Raw genomic sequence first — 21,975 nt, forward strand, 5'->3', positions numbered from 1 at the left:
TATTCATCTATGTTTCTTCAAAACCTAATTGTGTCTAAACTGTGAATTGGGGTCAGACCCCAATTTTTTTCCAAACAAGCTGCTCCTTGGAGAAGAGGGCGGTAAGCGGGCCGGGGATGGCTTCAGATCCGCGGTGTGCGCCGAGGAGATCACGGTCGAAGACGATGTCTGTTCCGTCGGGATTCTCGAAGCGCTGCTCCGGCTCGAAGGCTCTGCCCAGCATCTCGGTGGAGATGATGCCGCAGGTGAAGTCGCCCAGTTCCTTGGCAAGGTTGGTCTTCAGATAGTAGTCGCCGTTTTTCTCGGTGATGGCTACGGCGATCTTGCCGGTCTTGTTCACCAGCTTGTTCTTTTCCTTCTTGTATACGGTTGCGCCATTAAAGTAAGCATTGCCCTCAATCCATACAGGAAGATGGCCAAAGTGCGCCTCAGCCAGGGCTCCCATATCCGGCTTCTTGCTGAAATCAAACTGCTGATTCCACTCTGCCTGAGTCGGGAAGATGTCAAAAGGCTTGGTTCCAACAACTTCATAATCAGAATCCGCAGCTGTCTTTTTCTTGTCATGGATCTTGTGCTGCTGGACAAAAATGTTGTTGTAGATTCTGTCATCGCCGTGAAGGATAGTCATAAAGCCCGCAACCTCTGTCCTGTGGCGGATGTGATAAGGTGTGTATCTGGGCTCTCTCTGCCCGTTCACGATGCTGTCTACACCTGAGTTGATCAGCGAGAAGCTGCCCAGCACCAGGTTGTGGATAACTGCGATTCCTTCGCTGGGAATCGTGATTGCAACCGGTGACAGCAGAATATTGTTATCAATAAGTGTGGGACCATGACCTACCTCAATAAATACGTCAGTGCTGAACATTCCGCCGGGGAGCTGCTCAACCCCCTCGGGCCTGTTGTTGTCATGCATAACATTCTGAGTAACTCTCGCTCCCTGAGCCTCCCAGTCCAGCCACACACCCATGATATTGTCATGAATATGATTTCTTCTGATAGTTACGTCAATTCCCGCATGGAGCTTGATCCCGGCGGTCTCAGCGCCGCCCAGCTGAGCGGAGGTACAGTTGTGGTGAATATCGCAGTCTTCAATTGTTGAAAAAACAGCTCCCATTCTGCCTACAATACCCGTCTGCTCATTGTGATGCACGTGACATCTTCTGATGATATGATGACCGATGCGCTCCTTGAGCCAGCCATGGAACTGTCCCCTGCACACCGCATCTCTCTCCATCTGCGTGGGGCTCTTCACCTGTTTTACGGTAAAATACATATCGTTCTCAGGGTCCTTATACTTACCCAGCGAAATGCCGCAGCATCTGCTTCCGTAGACCTCACAGTCCTCGATGATCCAGCCCTTACTCCAGTGAGGCCCGATCATTCCGTCCTGATAGGCAGCAGGCGGCGCCCAGGTGGTAGCAGCTTTGTTGATGTTAAAACCGCTGACAGTTATATAGTTGATGAAGTTCTCAGTGGGCATAAAACAGTTCCGTCTCACCGTGAATTCCACATTTTCCTTGTTGGGATCGAGCTTGCCGAAGTTACCGTAGATAACGGTGGTATCGCCCTTTTGCTCTGTAAACCACAGATACCCCGCAGCTTCCTTGTCCCAGGCATAAATGTCCGGCTTACCCTTCTGACACTCCTCCAGAGTTGCCGTCTCATACATCTGATTATCATTCAAAAAAACACATCCCGTATGCCGCTTTGTAGAAGCGAAGTACCAGTCTCCGTAAACCGCAGTAGTATAGGGATTGTAATTTCCAAAAATTCCGTTATTTACCGTGAACTTCCACACATTTCCCTTAACCTTCTCCCAGCCGGTAGCCTTCTCTGCGCCTGTAATCACAGCTCCCAAAGGCTTCTCCGAGCGGTAAACGATAGGATGTTCCTTGGTTCCTGCATTCCTCGGAACCACGTGCTCTCTGTAAATACCGGGCTTAACCACAATCTCATCCCCGACCACCGCAATCCTTGCGGCGTCATTTATGTTCTTAAAAGGTCTGCTCTCACTTCCGTCACCATCGCGGAAGGAGCTTGCGTCAACGTAGTAGATCATAGAGCCTCCTTTCGGCTAACCTGCTGATAAACCCACAAAAAGTTTAACGATAAACATGTTATATGTAACAATACTATGGGTGCAGCCTACAAAAGTCAAGATAAACATGCACAACCAAATCGTCAAAACTTACAGTTTTATGTGCAGATTAACAAAAAACATATTGACAGTAATCCACCTAAGCGCAATAATAAACTCAAGTTTAACGATTAACAAAACATTTATGCGAGGAAACGAGATGGTGACGCTCAAAGAGGTCGCTGATATCTGCAATGTCTCGGCTACCACTGTTTCGAACGTAATTAACGGCAAGGCCAAGACCAGCGAGGAAACCAAAAACAGAATATTGCAGGTCATCAAGGAGACCGGTTACAAGCCTAATTACATGGCCAAGGGACTGCGCAACAAGAAGACCAGAACCATCGCCATTATTGCAGAGGACATTGAGCAGTTCACTTCTCCCACCATAATCGAGAGCATCATGGCCCGCTGCGAGGAGGACGGCTACAGAGCCATAGTCCACAACCTGCGTCTCTACGACAGGTGGAAGGACACCTGGTACGGCCAGGAAGAGGAGTATCACTCGGTTCTCGATCCCGTTGTGCAGGATGTTTTGTCAGAGCAGGTGGACGGAGTCATATACCTGGCGGGGCATTCCAGAATCATCGGTTCCTTCAACGATGATTTTCAGCTTCCCGTGGTCATGTGCTACGCATACTCCAATTCAGCCAGAGTCCCTTCCGTTGTCATCGACGACGAGAAGAGCGCCTACGAGATGACCACCTATCTCATCGGTCTGGGGCACCGTCGGATAGGCTTCGTAGGGGGCCGCATGGAGAACATCCACACTGCCAAGCGTCTCATGGGCTATCAACGAGCTCTTTTTGAAAACGGACTGCTGTACGATCCGGAGCTTGTTTACTACGGCGACTGGACAAGAGAGTCAGGCTACGAAGGAGCCAGAGCCATAGTTCCACGGGATGTCACCGCAATCTTTGGCATCTCCGACAAGATGACCGGCGGAATCTACGATTATCTTGAGGAGCAGGGAATTGTCATAGGACGGGACATATCCGTTGCAGGTTTTGACAATGAGATAATATCCGAGTTTTTCAGGCCGCAGCTCACCACCACGGCGCTGCCCCTTACCGAGATCGGCCGCATCTCAGCCGAGCTCATGTTAAAAAAGCTGGAAGGTTCTCATGGGGATGAGGAACCCTCCAAGGATCCTGTCGTTATCAAGGTTCCATGCAAGCTTGTTAAAAGGAAATCTGTAATAAAAAAGCAATAAACGGGGAAAACAGGAGGAGTAACCGGTGTCTAAGAAAAAAGCTTATTCATTCAAGCTGTTTCTGCTTGTATTACCATTTATCATTTTGGTTCTACTGTTCAGCTATTATCCGCTATACGGCTGGCTGTACGCATTCTACGATTACAAACCGCCCAAAACATTGGCAAACAGTGCTTTTGTAGGCTTTAAGTGGTTTGCATCTCTGGTCAGCAGTGAGACCAAGATCAAACAGATCGGTCAGGTTCTCAAGAACACCTTCGCCATGAGCGGAATCACAATCGGAACCAGCTGGCTTCCCATGCTATTCGCAGTATTTCTCAATGAGATCAAAGGCGTCAAGTTCAGGAAGTTTGTCCAGACAGTAACCACACTTCCCAACTTCGTCAGCTGGGTTATGGTTTACTCCATCGCCTTTGCACTTTTTAACAGCACAGGTATGATGAACTCCCTTCTTATGAAGTACGGTGTCATCACCCAGCCCATTCTTTTCCTGCAGTCCTCTGAGCACGTATGGTTTGTACAGTGGCTCTGGCTCACCTGGAAAAACCTTGGATGGGCAGCCATCATGTATATCGCAGCAATTGCCAGCATCGACGGAGAGATGATCGAGGCAGCCAGGGTTGATGGTGCCACAAGAATGCAGATAATAAGACACATTACCATACCAAGTCTTTTGCCCACATATTTCGTTCTCCTGGTACTTAATGTCGCTAACTTCCTCAACAACGGAATGGAGCAGTATTACGTATTCCAGAACGCATTTAACAAGGAATACATCCAGGTTCTTGACCTCTACGTATTCAACCTGGCCATGGGCGCCGGCGGCTATTCCGTATCAGTTGCCATCAGTATGCTGAAGAGCCTTGTCAGCGTGGTACTTTTGGTCATTGTAAACGGAACGTCCAAGGCAATCAGAGGTGAGAGCATCCTTTGATACAGGGGCGTAATAAGTAGATCATTTAGTAAAAGTCGGGAGTAGGTTATGAGTCGAGAAAAAGAGAACAAGAGCAAGATAAAAGTAAGCGCGGGAGACAGGACAATGGAGATAATCTGCTACATTATCTTTTCCATTGCAGCATTCCTTTGTCTGTACCCTTTCTATTACATATTGATCAACACCATCAGTGCCAATGATATCAGCGCCAGAGGCGACGTGCTGTTCTGGCCGCAGCAGATACATTTTCACAATTATGCATCAGCCTTCAGGATCGACGGACTTCTGAATGCTTTCAAGATCTCACTGATGAGGACTACGATCGGAACTGCCCTGACAGTCTTCGCATCAGCCTTCCTGGGATTTATGTTTACTCAGGAAAAAATGTGGCTCAGGAAGCTCTGGTACAGACTGATCGTAGCAACCATGTACTTCAACGCAGGTATTATCCCATGGTTCCTGGTTATGAAGCAGATGCACCTCACCAACAATTTCTGGGGATATATACTTCCCGCTGTTGTATCACCCTTTAACCTGATCCTCACCAAGACCTTTGTTGAGTCGGTGCCAAAGGAGCTTCAGGAAGCAGCAGAGATTGACGGTGCAGGGATCCTCACCATATTCTTCAGGGTCATCATTCCGGTAATCAAGCCCATTATGGCAACCGTAGCTATTTTCTCAGCGGTAAGCCAGTGGAACGCCTTCCAGGATACACTGCTTCTTATGACTGACACCAAGCTGTATCCATTGCAGTTCGTGCTCTATCAGTATCTGAACCAGGCCAGCTCACTTGCATCCCTGGCCCAGAGTAGCAGCAGTACCCAGTCACTGGCAGCTGCAGCAGCAACAACACAGACCACCACCAGTGTTCGTATGACCATTACGGTTATCGTAGTTCTGCCTATCATGCTGGTGTACCCGATTTTCCAGAAGTACTTCGTAAAGGGTATCATGATCGGTGCGGTGAAGGGCTGAGAGCACTTGGTGAGGTCTTTTCGAGCCTAGTGCGAACGTGTTCTGGCGAGCGTAAGCGAGAACAGAACTTCCTTGTGAAATATGGAAGGTATTCAAAAATGTGCATGCTCCCTTAAAGGGGCGGAAATAGAGGTTAAAAAAAGGAGGAAATGAAATGAAGTTTAAGAAAATGGCATCTCTTGCACTTGCCGGCATTATGACTGCTTCCATGATAGCAGGCTGCGGCAGCGATGCAGGAACAGGTAACTCAGGGACAACCGGTGGAAACACTACAGAAACACAGACAGCTACACAGACAGCGGACACAGGAACAGAGACCGCTGCAGCAACAGAAGCTCCCACAGCAAGTCACGACGAGACATACACAGTTGACTTTTACGACGTAGCAGCTAACTTCCAGGGCGTTCAGTCCGGATGGTACGGCAAGATCGTTAAGGACAAGTTCAACATGGATCTTAACATTATCGCTCCTCAGGTAGCCGGTGACGGACAGACTCTTTATCAGACACGCTGCGCAGCAGGCGCTCTCGGTGACCTCATCATCCTCGATAACGCAGATGCTCAGGAGTGCGTAGAGTCAGGACTTATCCATGACCTTACAGACGTACTTGCCAACTATCCAAACCTTATGAAATATGAGAAGCAGATCAAAGAGTTCAACTCAATGATGGGTGACGGCACCAAGATCTATGCTATTCCTCTTGAGATGAACAATAACGGACCTACAGATTACAGACAGCTTCATGTTTACACCTATCCTCGTATCGGCTGGGATATGTACAACGAGGTTGGAGCTCCCGAACTTAAGAACACAGATGACCTTCTTGCATGCCTCAAGGCTATCCAGGATGCTCATCCCACAAACGACAAGGGCGACCCGGCTTATGCTATCAGCATGTGGAAGGACTGGGACAGCTATTTCATGGAGAACGTAGCTCAGCTCACCAAGTGGTACGGCCAGGAAGTTAACGGCTCCGTTATGATCGGAACAGACAACTCCATCGCACCTCTTACAGACAAGGCAGGCGCATATTACAAGATGCTCAAGTTCTTCTATCAGGCTAACCAGATGGGCCTTGTAGATCCCGACTCAGCTACACAGGATTGGAACTCAATCGTTTCCAAGATGCAGGACAAGAGAATCTATCTCTACTGGTACAGCTGGCAGTACGGATTCTGGAACACACCTGCAAGGGGTGAAGAGGGCGTTAACTACATCGAGATCCCTGTTGCAGATACCAATCTTTACCAGCCTTCCGACACATACTTCGGCGATGGTCGTGTACTTTGCGTAGGTTCACAGGTTAGCGATGAGAACTTTGCAAGACTTATGGAGTTCCTTGACTGGTACGCTTCTCCTGAGGGAGTTCAGATCCAGCATGGCGGCACAGAGGGACTTATCTACACAGTAGAAAACGGCAAGTATGTCCTTACAGAAGACGGCTTCAACAGATTCTCAGCAGAAGTAGCAGTTCCTGAGGATCAGGGCGGCGGCAACTGGAACGATGGTAACAACCAGATCAACCAGTGGATCGTAGCAAGCTGCGATGTTAACCCTGACACAAATGAGCCTTATGGAACTGATATGTGGTCTTCAACCATCGAGAAGAACCAGACCAAGACAACTAAGGAATGGTCAGAGAAGTTCGGCGCAGCAGACGACGTTGAGTACCTTAAGAAGAACAACATGATGACAGTAGTTCCCAGTATCAACATCGCTCTTGCAATCGACACAACAGACATCAGCCTTATCCGCAGCCAGTGCGGTGACGTTATCAAGGATGCTTCCTGGAGAATGGTATTTGCCAAGGATGACGCAGACTTCGAGGCACAGTGGGATGCTATGGCAGAGCAGCTCAACGGACTTGGCTGGGAAGATCTTGTTAATTTCGATACAGAGAAGTATGGCCCTATGATCGAGGCTAGAAAAGCAGCTCAGTAAGGTTAATCCTCTTAAATAACCTTTCTATTCATCAACCACCTAAATTATGGGAATACCCGCAGCTTACTCCAAGTTGCGGGTGTTTCTATGTTCGGGGATTGTGAGTCAATGGGGACGGTTCTTGCTGACTCACGGAGCGAGTCAGCAAGAACCGTCCCCATTGACTCACAACCGTCCCCTTGTCATCTCCTATCCCTTTAAATCATGGTATAATTGACACTATAGATAAAATCTCCCGGAGGAAGTTAAACTATGGCGACGAAAGGTCAGACCAGATCCCGCACCAGCAGTAGGATCAAGGAGCCAAAGCAGTTTAATGTGATAATGCATAACGACGATTTTACCACCATGGACTTCGTGGTGGAGGTGCTGATGGATATTTTTCACAAGGACAAGGTGAGCGCCCAGGCCATAATGCTTAATGTCCACAACAAGGGTCACGCAGCGGTGGGCAAATACCCCTATGACATTGCGGTCAGCAGGGTTGCGCTGGCACTTGAGAGAGCCAAACAACAGGGGTTTCCCTTTAGAATGACGGTAGAAGAGGCATAATATGGATCTTTCACAGGACGTAAGAATACTATTTGAAAAAGCAATAAGCTATGCCCACGACAATGGGTTTGAGTTCGTAACTCCAGAGACCATACTCCTTTTTATCCTGGATAATGAGGAGTTCAAGGTGGCTTTCGAGGAGTGCGGCGGCGATACGGCGGTGCTTAAGGATGCGCTTGAAGGCTACCTTGAGAGCTACGTGGAGAGGGTTCCCGGGGGCAATCCCCAACTGTCTGTCGGAACCAACAAAATGCTGAGCTTTGCCACCAACAGCGCCTACAGCAGCGGCAACAGCGAGGTTTGCATCAGGCACCTGATCCATGCCATGTGGAACCTGGAGGACTGTTATGCGGCCTACTACATGGAGCTGCAGGAGATAACGGAGCCACAGCTCTTGGAGCAGCTCACCGTATCCGATGACTACAACAGGGCCTATGGTAGGGAGGAGTCGGAGGAAGCCGTTAATGAGAAGGATGACTATGCCAACAGATGGAAGCTCTATGCTCCCTGCCTCAACGACACGCTGACGGACGTCAATCCCCTGATCGGAAGAGAGATTGAGCTGGAGCGCACCATTCAGATCCTTTGCAGAAAGGACAAGAACAACCCCCTGCATATCGGAGAGACCGGCGTTGGTAAGACCGCCATAACCTATGGTCTGGTACAGCTTCTTAACGAGGGCAAGGTCCCCGAGGCCATTAAGGGTGCCAGAGTATTTGCTCTCGACCTTGGCGGAATGTTGGCCGGAACCCAGTACAGAGGCGACTTCGAGAAGCGCTTCAAAAAAGTTCTTGCTGAGATCGGCAAGGAAGATAAGCCTATTATTTATATAGATGAGATTCACAATCTCTCCGGGGCAGGTGCTGTGGGAGAGGGCTCTTTTGATGCTTCTAACATGCTCAAGCCCTATCTGTCTGACGGACGCATCCGTTTCATCGGAGCTACCACCTTCGAGGAATATAAGAAATATTTTGAGAAAAACAAGTCCCTTACAAGGCGCTTCCAGAACGTGGAGATCAAGGAACCTACAGAGCAGGAAACAGTTGCCATTTTGAAGGGTCTTAAGAGTAAATACGAGAAGTATCACGGAGTAAAATATGCAAGCGGTCTTATGGAATATGCAGTTTCCATGAGTGCAAAATATATTAATGAAAGATTTCTGCCTGACAAGGCAATTGATATCATAGACGAAGCCGGATCCTACAGAAAACTCCATCCGCTGAAGCAGAAGGTTCAGACTGTGGATAAGGATGTTGTTAACGAGATCCTCACCAAGATCTGCCGCGTTCCCATCGAGACCGTGGAGACGGATGACACAGCAGGCCTGGCAACCCTGGAGCAGAGGCTTAAGGGCAAAGTATTCGGCCAGGACGAGGCAATCAGTCAGGTTACCAATGCGGTTAAGTTCTCCAAGGCAGGCCTCATCGAGGAAAACAAACCTCTGGCAAGTCTTCTTTTTGTCGGACCCACAGGCGTTGGTAAGACCGAGATTGCCAAGACCCTTGCCCAGGAACTTGGTGTGAAGCTGATCAGATTCGATATGAGTGAATACGGTGAGAAGCACTCCGTCGCCAAGCTTATTGGCTCTCCCGCAGGATATGTGGGCTACGAAGAGGGCGGTATTTTGACGGAAGCCATCAGGAAGACGCCTTCCGCAGTGCTGCTTCTTGATGAGATTGAGAAGGCCCATGCGGATATTTACAACGTTCTTTTGCAGGTGATGGACTATGCCACCCTCACCGATAATCAGGGCCGCAAAGCCGATTTCAGAAATGTAATAATCATCATGACTTCCAATGCGGGAGCCAATCGCCTTGGCAAGAGCGGTATCGGTTTTTACAGCGAGAGTCAGGATTCGTCGACGCTGATGGATGCGGTGAAGCACACCTTCCAACCTGAGTTTAGGAACCGCCTTAACAAAGTGGTGGTGTTCAACAGCATGGACGATGACATGGCAAGTCTTGTGGTGGGCAAAAAACTTGGTGAACTTAAGGCTCAGCTTGCGGCCAAGAAAATTTCTTTTTCCGCTGATAAAAAAGCTAAGGAGCTGGTAAAAAAGAAGGGCGTAAGCCAGGAGTTCGGCGCAAGAGAGATAGACAGAGTTGTGAGAAATGAGATCAAGCCTCTGTTTGTGGATGAGATGCTGTTCGGAAAGCTTAAGGACGGCGGGAAATTGTCGCTGACGGTTAAGGACGGGGAATTTGTGATCAAGGTATAAGATTTCCTGAAAAAGGGCAGAAAAAAAGGCGGTGTAGCTTATTCACCAACCGCCGCTACAAGGGGCAACTGAGTTTCAACTGTGAAAGCCTCTGTTGCAACCTTGCCTTCGGGATCTGAAGTACGTTCCTGACTTCCTCCCCCCCACGCTGCAAAAGCGATCATGAAGATCACCATTGCAAAGATCACAAGATTTTGTTTCATAATTTCTCTCCCTCAATAGAAATCACAAACATCACATGGACTATATTAACACAGTAGCGTTGAAATAATAATTAAAAAACTATTAAATAAACTGAATTAAAATTTTTATAGAAAGAAGGAAACGATAATGAGTTACGAAATTAACGAGAAAAGATTTTTGAAGGAGCTTGAAGCTGAGATGGCTATTGACTCTGTTACGGGGCAGTACCATGAGCTTCAGGATTATCTTCTTAAGGAAATAGAAGGACTTGGCTTTAAGACCTGGACTTTGCATAAGGGCGGCATCATGGTTGAAGCAGGCGGTGAGGGCAACCCTCTTTTGGTGACAGCTCACGGCGATACGATCGGACTCATGGTTCGCCACATCAATTCAGACGGAACTATCAAGGTGTATAAGGTTGGCGGACTGTACGCTTTCCACACAGAGCGTGAGAATGTGCGCATTCACACCCGCTCAGGCAAGGTCATCACAGGCTGTGTTCAGAGAAAGAATGCTTCGGTTCATGTAACTGAGGATGAGCTTAGGAAAGAGGTTCCGGATTTTGACACCAATTCTTTTGTAGTATTGGATGAAGATGTAAATAGCGCTGAGGACGTAAGGGCTCTTGGAATTGAGGTTGGCGACTATGTTGCCTTAGAGCCCAGGTTCACAGTGGCTAATGGATATATCAAGTCACATTTCATTGATGACAAGGCTCTTGTGGCAGTTCTTATGGAGCTTCTTCATGACATCAAGGACGGTAAGGTCAAACTGGGAAGAAAAGTATATATCTACATTTCCTTCTATGAAGAGATCGGACACGGCGGATCCACAGTGCCCGAGGATGTTAAGGATTACCTTGCCGTTGACATCGCCTGCATCGGACCCGAGCAGACCAGCAGCGAGAAGAAGGTTACCATTTTCTGTCAGGACAGCCGCTTTCCTTACAATATCGATATGAGAAACGAGCTGGAGGACGCCGCAGCCAAGGCAGGTGCTGACTATGTTCGCGACAGCTTCACACCCCACTACGGAACAGATGCTGATCCGGCACTGGTAGCAGGCTTCGATATCCGTCATGGTGCCATCGGCCCCGGCACAAGAGCAAGCCACGGATATGAGAGAACACATATTGATGCGCTGAATAATACTTATAAGGTTCTTGCGCAGTATGTAGCTAAGTAAGTTAGTAGGGGCGGATATACAGCAAAAGGTGAGAATTCAGGTCCGGGACCATGGAGATTATGGCGAAAATCTTGGCGTTATGCTATACTTTGATATGGCTTGCGCCAAGTTTTTTTGTGTTAAAAAAGGAGTTTTTTATGGAAGAGCAGAAGCTTGAATACGAGGGCTATGAGGGCACCGTTTGTTATGATAAGAGCTGCGATTATTACACCGGGGAGGTTGTGATCGACGGCCGAATTTATACTTATGAAGGGGATACTCTCGAGGAACTTCGGGAGGATTTTGAGGACATCATCGATTCCATGATCGCCTTTGAGGAAATGGGAGACGATGAAGAGGATGACGAGGACTGATGTCCGAGGCAGAAGTATTATATAGTTTCAGGAGTGAGAGAAGTTGGATAAAAAAGTTTTAGGGGACGCCTTACAGGCATTTCTTAAGTATGTGCTGCCTTTTCTTGTGGCGTATATACTTAATTTATTAATGAATAAGTTTGTTAGCAAGGAGAGGCTTCGCGGTAAGCTTCATCTGATTTTCTTAAAGGGCATTATCATGGCTCTTTTCTGGGTTGTGGCAGCGCTGACAGCCCTTAGCGGAATTCCCGCATTTTCCAAAACCTGGGAGACGGCGATAGCTTCATCGGGAATCGCTGCTGTGGTGCTGGGTCTTGCAGCTCAGTCCACACTGGCAAATGTGTTTTCCGGAATCGCGTTGTCTGCATCAAGGTCAAGGCCTTTTGACATCGGGGACAGGGTTAAGATCGACTCTTTTGACCCGGGATATGTTGAAAATATCACATTGAGACATACGGTTGTAAAGACTTATCAGAACGAGACACTGTACATTCCCAACTCCACTGTGGGAAGTTCGGTTATTGTTAACTATACTCAGGAGAGGTCTTTTTCCTATCCCATCGAGGTATCTGTGGCTTATGGAACAGATATGGAGAAGGCCATGGGAATTATGGCGGAGGCAATTGATTCTCATCCGATGCACTACGGACCACGTCCTACGGTGCTGTGCAGGAGCTGCGATGACAGCGGTGTGACGCTTAGGGCGCTGGTTACCACCAGGGATTACAAGGATAACCCGGTGACCTGCTCAGACTGCAGGGTTGAGGTTATGAAGAGGTTTGCTGAGGCGGGAATCGAGATACCTTATAACAAGCTGGTTGTTTATCAGGGAAGAGAGTGATTTTTTTCGTTAAAAAATAATTATAAATTGGGGGAAGTATGTAATGGGAAAACTGTATTTCAGATACGGAGCAATGGGGAGTTCCAAGACGGCGAATGCGCTGATGGTGCGCTACAATTATCTTGAGAAGGGGCAGAACGCGATCCTTCTTAAGCCCAAGACCGAGGACAGAGACGGCGAGAAAGTGGTTAAGTCCAGGATCGGACTGGGTGCTGAGTGCATTTTTGTGGAGGATTTTCTTGAGGAAGTGGTGAACGAATGGTTTACCAAAAAGTCCGACGGGTGGAAGAAGCTTGACTGCGTTATCGTGGATGAGGCTCAGTTCCTGACAGAGGAGCAGGTGGACCTATTGGCAGAGGTTGTGGATAAGTACGATCTTCCGGTTATCTGCTACGGGCTTCGCACGGATTTTACCAGTCATTTGTTTACGGGCTCCAAGCGTCTTATGGAGATCGCCAACTACATCGAGGAAGTTCCAACGGTGTGCTGGTGCGGCAGAAGAGCCCATTTCAATGCCAGAGTTCATGACGGCAAGATCGTCAGAAGCGGCGAGCAGATCATGATGGGCGGCAACGAGTCTTATGTTTCTGTGTGCAGGAGGCATTTCCTGTCTGGGGAAGTTACCGGCAACAGGGAAAGAGATATTGAAGAAAATTGATGAATTCAAAAAGTGGACCAGGGGACGGTTCCAATGCCATTTAGATAAGGTACCCCCTGGTCCACTATCAATTGTGAACTAATCTTGTCCTAGTAATTCTGTCTCATCATCCATTATAATATCTTTGAAAAGCCTTCCTCCAATCACAGTACTATTAAGAACCTCATCCATATTTGCGTATTCTCCCAGTAGATCATACTCTCTGCTATCATTATTTAGAAATTCTCTTTTTCTGTATAATCCAAATGCCAATTCTCTACCATCAGGAAGAGTATTTTTAGCTTCATACATTGATCCGGAATGAAAACGGTATTCCACACCATCATAGTTAAAATCAAGCCCACAGGCCCAAGGTATCCGGCTGGAAATGTGCAGTTCTTGGTCGAGGATGATGATTTTCAAAACGAAGAAAACAGCAAAGGCCGATTGCTCTGAGCGGAGTCGAAATGAGGTCTTTGCTGTTTTATGAGTCTTAGAAAATCACACCGCAGACGACAACAAGCATTTCCAAACGGATACCTTGGGCCTGGGCGTAATTAAGGGGGATTACACTTTAATCCTTGACTTCAATGCGGATGGGCTCGTCCTTCTGTTCTACGGCTTCTTTCTTGGGAAGGCTGACGGTCAGGACACCGTTCTTGTACTGAGCGATGATATCCTCAGGCTTAAGTCCCTCTACACGGAAGGATCTCTGATAAGAAGAGCTTCTTCTCTCTCTGCGGATGTACTTGCCCTGTTCATCCTTCTCATCCTTGTTCTCATTGTGAGAAGCGCTGATGGTAAGAACGTCATCTTTAAGATCAATCTTGATATCTTCCTTATTGAATCCGGGGAGCTCAGCCTCCAGCTGATATCCGTTCTCCTTCTCAATGACATCGGTCTTCATAAGTCCGGTCATATTGTCAAACTGCCTGTTGCAGTTCCTGTAAGGTCTCTCCTCACCGAACATTCCATTAAAGAAATTGTCCATCTCATCGAATACGTCATTGTTACTCCAAAGCATAGGCATCAACATAAGTCCTCACTCCTTTTCTATAGTAAATTTTGAATAATTAGCACTCTCGTTAGTTGGCTGCTAATTTCTTGTTACAAGTATGTTATAGAACAAGTAGCACAAAATGTCAACACATTAATTTCTAAAGAATTTATAAACTATATTTGAGTTATACAATAAACAGGGGGAGTAAAACAAAAGACGCAGCCGTGTGGGTGGCTGCGTCTTCCGTGCTATGAAAAAGTATCTGTGTGGGATCGAAAGAAATGTGTGGGTGTTCCTCTCGATGTATTTATACTAATTCTGTAACTTAAAAATAACCTTAAAGTTCCTGAGCAAAATGTGTTTTTTCTGTGATTTCCCAAAGGGACCCGCTTGTCAGACAGGTAGTACTGTGATATATTATATGTAGTAATCAAAACTACATGAAATGAATTCGAAAACTATTTTAGTCAATCCGATTTCATATCCATATATAGGAGGGGCCTATGAACAGCAGAGAACTTAAGGAATATTTCAAAGAGCATCTTGTACCATCCAAGCTTTACAAGATCGGTGGACATCACAAGAACAGAATCTGCCTCGACAAGACAGAGAGCGGCTGGCAGGTCTTTTTCCAGGATAAAAAAGAGAAGATTGGAGTAATGAACTTCGTTGACGAAGCCTCCGCCTGCAACTCCATGAAGGACGAGCTTCGCAAGCTCATGGAACAGCTTTACGGAATCACATGGGCTCCTGCTAAGTAATATACGGGCACTAATTTAATACATGTAATTACAGCCGGTTGATTTAGGTCAGCCGGCTTTTTTTGTGATTGCCGCTTAGAGCTTATCGTAATGCTCGGTTTGATGAGCTTTATAAATGTCCACAGCAGACCACCCCTCCACCGTCCCCCTCCCCGCACCTCTCCCGGTTTCCCCGTTCTCCTATCGATAAAAAGTCAGAATATTTAGTCTTTGTCTTCCGGGGTAAAGTACAAAGTCCCCCTGCCGATATAATATGTAGCTAGCGGGATTCACTTCTTTTGTCTCCCAAGCAGGAAAAGTGAACTCCTCCACTAGGATGCGCATGTTATGCCTCATCCCATAGCTTTTCGCGTCCTCTTTTTTACCAAAAAAAGGAGGCTTAATGAGGATTGCACAAAGTAATGTAAATCTTGTATCTTCTCATAAATACTATGAGGAGAATCTTGTGTCGGTTCAGACCGGCGTTCTTTCCAGAGATAGCTTTCTGGACTCGCTGAAGGAGCAGGAAAAAAAGAGCTACGATACCCTGGAGCTGACCGGCTCCGAGGGCGATGGAGAGATGGTAAGGAGCGAGGATTATACTGCCCTAAAGCCTGCAAAGAGCCAGTATCTGACGCCTCAGGAGGACAGCTTGCAAAAACAGATCGCAGAGCTGCGGTCCACGCTCCTTGATAAAATCCTGAAACTCCTTCGGCTCCTTGGAGGAGAGGATCAAAGCAGTCACTACAAAGGTCTCATAGATCAGACATCTCAGATGCTTACAAATAACAATTTTGTGAAAGTGACACAGATAACAGCCAGCCATATCGAGGAGGAATCCACCACTTTCAGCGGACAGGGAACAGCCCTCACCGAAGATGGGAGAGTGATTGATTTCGGGGTTAGTTTTTCCATGTCTTCCAGATTTATGGAATATGCGTCGATGGATATTGCTTCGGCTGTGGGATTTATCGATCCTCTCGTTGTCAATGTGGGCAGCGACATCACCAGCATCAGCGACCAGCATTTTTACTTCGACCTTGACTGCGACGGCACCAAGGACAACATCGCCAGCCTCGGTGCAGGTTCCGGGTTCCTTGCCTATGACAAAAACGGCGACGGTATAATCGGCGACGGATCAGAACTATTTGGCACCAGAAGCGGCAACGGCTTCAAGGACCTTGCAGTCTATGACAAGGACAATAACGGTTGGATTGACGAAAATGATGAGATCTACGAGAAGCTCAGCATATGGCTTAGAAATGAAGATGGAACAGATTCACTTCTTTCCCTGAAAGAAGCAGATGTAGGCGCCATCTATCTCGGCAGCGCCTCCACAGAATTCACCCACCGCGGCATGGATTTTGGCATATCCGCCATGACCCGCTCCAGCGGCCTCTTCCTCAAGGAAAGCGGCGGCGTCGGCACCGTCCAGCAAATCGATCTTGCCGCTTTGTGAACATTCTGTGATTGGGGTCTGACCCCAAATTAATATTTAATCAAATATTACGCAGGGAAATTATCATCTCTGCAGTTTCTAACATGTTGGTGCCGGAGTCCATGGCGCATTTTTGGAGGTATTTGTGGGCTTCCGGCTCCGTCATGTGATGACGGTCCATGAGAATCTCCTTGGCTGCAGCGATGGTCTTTTTGTCCTCATCGCTGCGGGCAAGGCGCTTTTCTTTTGCCTTTTTGCGCTTTCTTGCAACGCCCTCCAGCATCAGCTCAAGGGTGGAAAAAAGGTCTGATTTTTTGATCGGTGTGGGTAAGTATACGAGATTATCGGAGGTGAAGTCAGGGGCCTTGTCGGGACCTGCTATCATCAGCATCTGAAAATAGCCGGGAAGATCCTCGGCAAGCTCGGAGTAGAGCATGTCACTTAAGCGGTAGCCACATATAATGACACCGCTTCCAAGATCCTCCATGGCGGACAGCGCCTGTACACCTGACGTGCAGGTTTTCACGGAATCATATCCGCCACGGCTCAATATGCTTTTGAAATTCATAACGTCTGCCTGTTTGGCAAAAGCAACGATAATGTTCACTAAATAGCGCCCCTGACTAATTTACTGTTTAGAAAATATTAAGGTATTTATTTATTTCCCACTGGGTTACGCAAGTGCGGAAATCCTTCCACTCAGCCTTTTTGGCCTCAAGGAACTTGGTATAGATGGGATCACCCAGAATCTCTTTTACAAAAGGATCCTCAGAGTAAGCGCGGATGGCTTCTCCCAGGGTCAGAGGGAGTGTGTCGGGCTCGTTCTTCTGAGCGGACAGCTCCGGTGGAGGAGTCATTTTTTTCTCAATGCCTTCCATACCAGCGGCCAGAATAAGGGCCAGGGCAAGGTAAGGATTGCAGGTGGCATCGGGGTTTCTGATCTCAATCTTGGTACCGCCGGCGCGCCTTGCAGGAATCCTGATGAGAGCACCTCTGTTGGATGATGCTGAGGACCAGGATACATTTACCGGGGCGTCAAATCCCGGAACCAGACGCTTGTAGGAGTTGACAATGGGGTTGGTAACCAAAGTCATGCCTTTGACGTGGGCCAGAACACCTGCGATAAAGGAAAGAGCTGTATCGGAGAGTTCTGAAGTACCGTCTTTTATAAAAAGATTATTGCCGGCATTGTCTTCTGCAATGATATTGAGATGCATTCCTGAGCCGCTGATACCCTCTGCGGGCTTAGGCATAAAGGTGGCATAAAGGCCATGCTTCTTGGCGATAGTCTTAACGGCCATTCGGAAAGTCATGACCATATCTGCGCTCTTTTCCGCCTCGGTCTCTTTGAAATCAATCTCATGCTGCGCAGGGGCAATCTCGTGATGAGAGGATGAGATGTCAAAACCCATTTCCTCAAGATTAAGAATGATATCACGTCTTACGTTTTCGCCCTGATCTGCAGGAGCTACGTCAAAGTAGCTGGCCTTCTCATGAGTCTTGGTGGTAGGCTGGCCGTCATCGTCATAGTCAAAAAGGAAAAACTCCGGCTCGGGATTAACTTTGAAGTTGATGCCCATCTTTTTGGCCTTCTCCGTTACGATCCTAAGGATGTTTCTGGAATCACCAAGGAAAGGCTTGCCGTCTGATGTATACACGTTGCAGAACATTCTGGCTACTTTGCCGGACTGGGGACGCCAGGGATAGATGTCAAAGCTGTCGAGATCCGGGTAGAGATACATGTCGCTCTCATCGCTTCTGGTGAAGCCTTCGACAAAGACACCGTCAAACATGCACTCGTTGTTAAGGGCGCTCTCAAGCTGGCTTGCAGCAATCGCAATGTTCTTCGGAACACCGAAAATGTCGCAAAACTGCAACCTGATAAAAGCCACGTCTTCCTCCTCGACGATGCGGTAGATATCCTCTTTTGTGTACTTGCTCATTTTTACCTCCGTGGGAATTTATTTGAACATTGATGTTGTGTTGATAATTTTGAAAAAAAGGACGCAGAAACAAGAACAGTTAGTTCTGCTTCGGCGCCCTTGCCTATTCGCTCATATTCTTTTTACATACTATACAGTTTGCCTGCAAATGTCAATGTTCAGACCTTCTTGGAAAATTTTTTTACAAAGAATCCAAACACATTGCGGACAAGCGGACCTGCAAAGAAAATCTGCCGGCACAGTGCCATAGGGAAATTCACTCTGCTGCGTTGATATGCTCTCTGTTAGCCAGAACCAGCGGAATCAGCGTCATCAGAAGAATAAACACGCCGGCAAGAAACAGCGTATTTGTTGGCAGGTACTCCGTGAAGCCGTATTCATCCACGAATTCGCCGCTGGTCTTGATGATCGGATTGGAGATAAGAGGCGCAACAACCATTGGAATCAGCACGTAGAAGATGATGCGTATCCCTTCGAACTGTCCTCTTGCATCCTCAGGGTACAGGCGCTTGGACCATACAGTGATGGTTTGCAGGAAAAGAATATAGCCGATGCCCACAAACAGCACTCCGGCCAGAAGGTGCGGATTCCAGATAGTGGACGGATTAACATTTGACGGTGATACGAAAAGCCCGATGATAAAAAGGCCAACTGAATTAAGAAGGATTGCCACCAGGATCAGAAGAGAGGACCTGTCGTCGCGGATAAGTTTGATGGCAGGGATTGTGGTGAACATGGCAAGAAGAAGGCCTACACCCTCGATAAGGCCCATCATTTCTGCGGTGAAGCCCAGATAGTAGATCATGAAATTACCAAGGTGTGAAAAATAAACGTTGAAGGATATGAAGTACACCGCCAGCATCAGGTTGACGAAGACTAGTTCACGGTGCTGAAGGTACTCTTTTAGATTAAATATGGAAATGAACTGATTTGCGAAAGAACCTTTTTTGGATGGCCTAAGGCTCACGGAGTCTTTCATGCCAAAAAGAGAAATCAGGCCAAGTGCGATAACAAGCAGTCCTATAACGACAAAGAGTCTCATGTAATTATCGTCGGAGCCTACAAGGAATCCGCCCAGGACAGTTCCTGCGATGGTGCCGATCACAGGCTGGACAGCCAACGCAGCTCCGAGGGATCCGGAATTTTTTTCATTCATGTGGTCGTTGATCCAGGCGTTAAAACCTATATCATTTCCCATTGAACCAAAGAAGCTCATGATGGCGTCGGCAGCGATTACAGCAAAAGCAACGCCGATAAGAGCAGCTTCGTCACCGCTTTTGTGTTTCAGGAACTGAGTGGTTCCGAAGAGGATGGTAAACACACCCCACAGGATATAGCCGATGGCTACGAGGCTTTTTCTGTTTCCCTTTCTGTCAGAAACGCAGCCAAAAAGAAATGTTGAGATTGTGGTTGCCGTTGCGGAAATCGCCAGCATCCATGAGATTATCGTCGGATCTTTGGCAATCTTGGCATATACGAAGGTGTTAAACCACTGATTTTCCATATTCCAGCACAGCTGCCCGGCAAGGCCAAGGAGCCATACCAGCGACCAGAATCCAAGCGTGTTCCTGCTTACGTTTTTACTCATCGGAATCCCCTCCCAATACTATTCATACATATATCATACTATATGAAAGGATAAATGTGTCCAAATTGTGATTGGGGTCTGACCCCAATTTTGGATAAAAAAAATCAATAAAAAGAGGTTGACAGAGATTCACAACAGGAATAATATGTAAAACATAAATTGTATACAGGAATACAAATTAAGTCGACAATGGCGTTGACGGAAGGCTCGAAACGAGCATTCTGTCAGCGCTTTTTCAGTTTATAGAGATTGTATACAGGCTGTACAATTCAGGAGGTAAATATGTGTTCAATATTAGGAACCACTTCCAAGACAATTTCACAAGAAGAACTTAAGCCTTACTTCGACAGAACCATCCCGAGAGGACCGGATATGTCCAAGCTCATTGAGACCCCCATCGGTTACCTGGGATTCCACAGGCTGGCGATCATGGGACTTCATCCCGAGGGAATGCAGCCATTTGAGCTGGATGGAAACATAGCCGTATGTAACGGCGAGATCTACGGCTTCCGCCAGATGAAAAAAGAACTTCAGGAGAAGGGCTACAGCTTCATAAGCGATTCTGACTGTGAAGTTATCCTTCCTCTTTATAAGGAACACGGAACAAAAATGTTCCCGATGCTGGGGTCGGAATTCGCGGTTATCCTATACGACAGCGAGAAGGAGACACTTATCGCAGGCCGCGATCCCATGGGAATCAGACCTCTCTTTTACGGACATGATAAGAGCGGAGCGATAATGTTTGCTTCAGAGGCCTGCAACCTTGAAGGCCTGTGCAAAGAAATAAAGCCTTTCCCGCCCGGACATTATTACCTGAGGGGCCACTTCCACAAGTTCGAGGAACTGACAGAGCTTAAGTCAACGCTCTACTGGAGAGATGCAGACTTCGAGCCCAAGGATAGAGAGTCGTTGTACTCAACCTCAGATGTGGAGACAGCCTGCAAGGGCATCAGAGAGAGATTCATGAAGTCGGTCAAGGACAGAATGGACGCAGACGCTCCTCTGGGATTTCTTTTATCAGGCGGACTTGATTCCAGCCTTGTATGTGCCATCAGCCAGAGACTTCTTGATATTGAGGCCAGAAAGACCGGACAAAAGGCCAAAAGAATTCGAACCTTCGCCATCGGAATGGAGAAGGACGCCATCGATCTTAAGTATGCAAAAGAGGTTGCAGATTTCATAGGAAGCGATCACACCGAAGTCTTCATGACACCGGATGAGGTTATCAGAGAACTTCCTAATGTAATTAAGCTTCTTGGAACCTGGGATATAACAACGATAAGAGCCAGCATGGGCATGTACCTTTGCTGCAAGGCCATCCATGAGACCACAGATGTGAGAGTTCTCATGACCGGCGAGATCTCAGATGAGCTCTTTGGTTACAAGTACACCGACTTTGCACCGGATGCCGAGGCTTTCCAGCAGGAGGCAAAAAAGAGAGTTGATGAGCTCTACATGTACGATGTGCTTCGCGCCGACAGATGCATAAGCGCCAACAGCCTTGAAGCAAGAGTTCCCTTCGGAGATGTTTCTTTTGTCAAATATGTAATGAGCATCGATCCGGAGATTAAGATGAATAAGTACGACATGGGCAAATATCTGCTGAGACATGCCTTTGAAAAAGATAATCTTCTTCCGGAGAACATCCTCTGGAGACAAAAAGCAGCTTTTTCCGATGCCGTAGGACACAGCATGGTAGACGACCTGAAGGCCTTCGCAGAAGCCAAGTACACCGATGAGGAGTTCGAGACAAGAAGAAAGAGATATGACTACTGCACACCGTTTACCAAGGAAAGTCTTCTCTACAGAGAGATCTTCGAGGAGTTCTATCCCGGACAGGCACCGATGATCAAGGATTTCTGGATGCCCAACAAAGAGTGGGAGGGCTGCAATGTCAACGATCCTTCCGCCAGAGTTCTTTCCAACTACGGCGATTCAGGTGCACAGCTTGAGGCAGTTGAAGAAAAGAGCCAGTTAACCAAGGCAGTATGAATTAAATAAAATAGTATCAGTCAATGGGGACTGTTTTCACCGGTACAAAAATGGGTGCCGGGTGAAGACGGTCCCTGTTTTAATAAAATACGGAGGAGAAAAAT

General features: G+C 47.4%; 20 protein-coding genes. 13 read left to right on the forward strand and 7 right to left on the reverse strand.

What is annotated here, in order from left to right:
• Positions 1 to 52: 52 nt before the first annotated feature.
• Positions 53 to 2,059: a right-handed parallel beta-helix repeat-containing protein gene (locus tag NXH67_RS08430; RefSeq protein ID WP_272797093.1), complete on the reverse strand. Its 2,007-nt coding sequence runs from the start codon at positions 2,057 to 2,059 to the stop codon at positions 53 to 55.
• 223 nt (positions 2,060 to 2,282) lie between these two features.
• Between NXH67_RS08430 and NXH67_RS08435 the strand changes: the two genes are divergently transcribed.
• The 6 genes from NXH67_RS08435 to NXH67_RS08460 all read left to right on the forward strand — a co-directional run bounded on the left by NXH67_RS08435 (position 2,283) and on the right by NXH67_RS08460 (position 9,971).
• Positions 2,283 to 3,350 carry a LacI family DNA-binding transcriptional regulator gene (locus NXH67_RS08435; protein WP_272797094.1) on the forward strand — a complete coding sequence of 356 codons (1,068 nt, stop codon included), beginning with the start codon at positions 2,283 to 2,285 and terminating at the stop codon, positions 3,348 to 3,350.
• A 25-nt stretch (positions 3,351 to 3,375) separates the two neighbouring features.
• A complete protein-coding gene (locus NXH67_RS08440; protein ID WP_022777530.1) occupies positions 3,376 to 4,284 on the forward strand; it encodes an ABC transporter permease subunit in 909 nt (302 codons plus the stop codon).
• Positions 4,285 to 4,332: 48 nt separating this feature from the next.
• Positions 4,333 to 5,259 carry a carbohydrate ABC transporter permease gene (locus NXH67_RS08445; protein ID WP_272797095.1) on the forward strand — a complete coding sequence of 309 codons (927 nt, stop codon included), beginning with the start codon at positions 4,333 to 4,335 and terminating at the stop codon, positions 5,257 to 5,259.
• A 154-nt stretch (positions 5,260 to 5,413) separates the two neighbouring features.
• Entirely contained in the window at positions 5,414 to 7,201 is a 1,788-nt protein-coding gene (locus NXH67_RS08450; protein ID WP_272797096.1) for a sugar ABC transporter substrate-binding protein, read from the forward strand.
• Positions 7,202 to 7,453: 252 nt separating this feature from the next.
• Positions 7,454 to 7,753 carry an ATP-dependent Clp protease adaptor ClpS gene (locus tag NXH67_RS08455; RefSeq protein WP_022777533.1) on the forward strand — a complete coding sequence of 100 codons (300 nt, stop codon included), beginning with the start codon at positions 7,454 to 7,456 and terminating at the stop codon, positions 7,751 to 7,753.
• A 1-nt stretch (position 7,754) separates the two neighbouring features.
• Positions 7,755 to 9,971, forward strand: coding sequence for an AAA family ATPase (locus NXH67_RS08460; RefSeq protein ID WP_022777534.1), 2,217 nt, complete (start codon positions 7,755 to 7,757; stop codon positions 9,969 to 9,971).
• Between the two features lie 38 nt (positions 9,972 to 10,009).
• Here the strand turns inward: NXH67_RS08460 and NXH67_RS08465 are convergent, their stop codons facing one another.
• On the reverse strand, positions 10,010 to 10,174 hold the full coding sequence (locus tag NXH67_RS08465; protein WP_022777535.1) for a hypothetical protein: 165 nt from the start codon (positions 10,172 to 10,174) through the stop codon (positions 10,010 to 10,012).
• 127 nt (positions 10,175 to 10,301) lie between these two features.
• On the opposite strand from NXH67_RS08465, the gene NXH67_RS08470 reads away from it, so the two are divergent.
• The 4 genes from NXH67_RS08470 to NXH67_RS08485 all read left to right on the forward strand — a co-directional run bounded on the left by NXH67_RS08470 (position 10,302) and on the right by NXH67_RS08485 (position 13,191).
• Positions 10,302 to 11,339: a M42 family metallopeptidase gene (locus NXH67_RS08470; protein ID WP_272797097.1), complete on the forward strand. Its 1,038-nt coding sequence runs from the start codon at positions 10,302 to 10,304 to the stop codon at positions 11,337 to 11,339.
• Positions 11,340 to 11,476: 137 nt separating this feature from the next.
• Positions 11,477 to 11,692, forward strand: coding sequence for a hypothetical protein (locus tag NXH67_RS08475; RefSeq protein WP_022777537.1), 216 nt, complete (start codon positions 11,477 to 11,479; stop codon positions 11,690 to 11,692).
• Between the two features lie 130 nt (positions 11,693 to 11,822).
• Complete coding sequence (locus tag NXH67_RS08480; RefSeq protein ID WP_196804938.1) at positions 11,823 to 12,533, forward strand: mechanosensitive ion channel family protein; 711 nt, start codon at positions 11,823 to 11,825, stop codon at positions 12,531 to 12,533.
• Positions 12,534 to 12,576: 43 nt separating this feature from the next.
• A complete protein-coding gene (locus NXH67_RS08485) occupies positions 12,577 to 13,191 on the forward strand; it encodes a thymidine kinase (RefSeq protein WP_022777539.1) in 615 nt (204 codons plus the stop codon).
• Positions 13,192 to 13,269: 78 nt separating this feature from the next.
• On the opposite strand, the gene NXH67_RS08490 is transcribed toward NXH67_RS08485, so the two are convergent.
• Both NXH67_RS08490 and NXH67_RS08495 read right to left on the reverse strand, forming a co-directional pair.
• Positions 13,270 to 13,482 (reverse strand): hypothetical protein, encoded by a 213-nt coding sequence (locus NXH67_RS08490; protein ID WP_272797098.1) that lies wholly within the window; start codon positions 13,480 to 13,482, stop codon positions 13,270 to 13,272.
• A 262-nt stretch (positions 13,483 to 13,744) separates the two neighbouring features.
• Positions 13,745 to 14,194 carry an Hsp20/alpha crystallin family protein gene (locus NXH67_RS08495; RefSeq protein ID WP_272797099.1) on the reverse strand — a complete coding sequence of 150 codons (450 nt, stop codon included), beginning with the start codon at positions 14,192 to 14,194 and terminating at the stop codon, positions 13,745 to 13,747.
• Between the two features lie 479 nt (positions 14,195 to 14,673).
• On the opposite strand from NXH67_RS08495, the gene NXH67_RS08500 reads away from it, so the two are divergent.
• Positions 14,674 to 14,931, forward strand: a complete 258-nt coding sequence (locus tag NXH67_RS08500) for a hypothetical protein (RefSeq protein ID WP_022777541.1) — start codon at positions 14,674 to 14,676, stop codon at positions 14,929 to 14,931.
• Positions 14,932 to 15,313: 382 nt separating this feature from the next.
• On the forward strand, positions 15,314 to 16,369 hold the full coding sequence (locus NXH67_RS08505) for a hypothetical protein (protein ID WP_272797100.1): 1,056 nt from the start codon (positions 15,314 to 15,316) through the stop codon (positions 16,367 to 16,369).
• A gap of 40 nt (positions 16,370 to 16,409) precedes the next feature.
• Here NXH67_RS08505 and NXH67_RS08510 read toward each other — a convergent pair whose 3' ends face one another.
• The 3 genes from NXH67_RS08510 to NXH67_RS08520 form a co-directional block, all read right to left on the reverse strand.
• A complete protein-coding gene (locus NXH67_RS08510) occupies positions 16,410 to 16,955 on the reverse strand; it encodes an ANTAR domain-containing response regulator (protein ID WP_022777544.1) in 546 nt (181 codons plus the stop codon).
• Positions 16,956 to 16,983: 28 nt separating this feature from the next.
• Positions 16,984 to 18,291: a type I glutamate--ammonia ligase gene (gene glnA / locus NXH67_RS08515; RefSeq protein ID WP_272797101.1), complete on the reverse strand. Its 1,308-nt coding sequence runs from the start codon at positions 18,289 to 18,291 to the stop codon at positions 16,984 to 16,986.
• Positions 18,292 to 18,547: 256 nt separating this feature from the next.
• Positions 18,548 to 19,879, reverse strand: coding sequence for an MFS transporter (locus NXH67_RS08520; RefSeq protein ID WP_272797102.1), 1,332 nt, complete (start codon positions 19,877 to 19,879; stop codon positions 18,548 to 18,550).
• A 282-nt stretch (positions 19,880 to 20,161) separates the two neighbouring features.
• On the opposite strand from NXH67_RS08520, the gene asnB reads away from it, so the two are divergent.
• On the forward strand, positions 20,162 to 21,871 hold the full coding sequence (asnB, locus tag NXH67_RS08525) for an asparagine synthase B (RefSeq protein ID WP_272797103.1): 1,710 nt from the start codon (positions 20,162 to 20,164) through the stop codon (positions 21,869 to 21,871).
• Positions 21,872 to 21,975 lie beyond the last annotated feature (104 nt).

This window comes from Butyrivibrio sp. DSM 10294 (assembly GCF_028539135.1).
GTDB lineage: Bacteria > Bacillota > Clostridia > Lachnospirales > Lachnospiraceae > Butyrivibrio.